The organism is Streptomyces tateyamensis (genome assembly GCF_003205575.1).
Taxonomy (GTDB): domain Bacteria; phylum Actinomycetota; class Actinomycetes; order Streptomycetales; family Streptomycetaceae; genus Kitasatospora; species Kitasatospora tateyamensis.
Genome location: NZ_PYBW01000225.1, coordinates 1 through 1017, shown reverse-complemented (window position 1 = coordinate 1017; position 1017 = coordinate 1). Strand labels below are relative to the sequence as shown.

At 66.5% G+C, this 1017-nt stretch carries 1 protein-coding gene; it reads left to right on the top strand.

Annotated features, from left to right (window positions below):
* The coding region (gene ispG / locus C7C46_RS32955; protein ID WP_110673586.1) for a flavodoxin-dependent (E)-4-hydroxy-3-methylbut-2-enyl-diphosphate synthase at positions 1 to 1017 on the top strand (1017 nt) is incomplete at its 3' end.

Sequence of the window (1017 nt, the reverse complement as noted above, 5' to 3'; positions counted from 1 at the left end):
ATCATATGCGGCAACGTCCCGGTCGGCGGCGATGCCCCGGTCTCGGTGCAGTCGATGACCACCACGCTCACCTCGGACGTGAACGCGACGCTGCAGCAGGTCGCGCAGCTGACCGCTTCGGGCTGTCAGATCGTGCGGGTGGCGGTGCCGTCCCAGGACGACGCGGACGCGCTGCCGATGATCGCGAAGAAGTCGCAGATCCCGGTGATCGCCGACATCCACTTCCAGCCGAAGTACGTCTTCGCCGCGATCGACGCGGGCTGTGCGGCGGTGCGGGTGAACCCGGGCAACATCAAGGCGTTCGACGACAAGGTCGGGGAGATCGCGAAGGCGGCCAAGGACGCGGGTGTGCCGATCCGGATCGGGGTGAACGCGGGGTCGTTGGACAAGCGGCTGCTGGAGAAGTACGGCAGGGCCACTCCGGAGGCGCTGGTGGAGTCGGCGCTGTGGGAGTGCTCGCTGTTCGAGGAGCACGATTTCCGGGACATCAAGATCTCGGTCAAGCACAACGACCCGGTGGTGATGATCAATGCCTACCGGCAGTTGGCGGCGGCGTGCGACTACCCGTTGCATCTTGGGGTGACGGAGGCGGGGCCGGCGTTCCAGGGCACGATCAAGTCGGCGGTGGCGTTCGGTGCGCTGTTGGCGGAGGGGATCGGGGACACGATCCGGGTCTCGTTGTCGGCGCCGCCGGTGGAGGAGATCAAGGTCGGGATCCAGATCCTGGAGTCGTTGAACCTGCGTCAGCGTGGTCTGGAGATCGTCTCGTGTCCGTCGTGCGGGCGGGCGCAGGTGGATGTGTACAAGTTGGCCGAGGAGGTGACGGCGGGTCTGGAGGGTATGGACGTGCCGTTGCGGGTGGCGGTCATGGGGTGTGTGGTGAACGGTCCGGGCGAGGCCCGTGAGGCGGATCTGGGTGTGGCGTCGGGCAACGGCAAGGGCCAGATCTTCGTCAAGGGCGAGGTGATCAAGACGGTGCCCGAGTCGAAGATCGTCGAGACCCTGATCGAGGAGGCG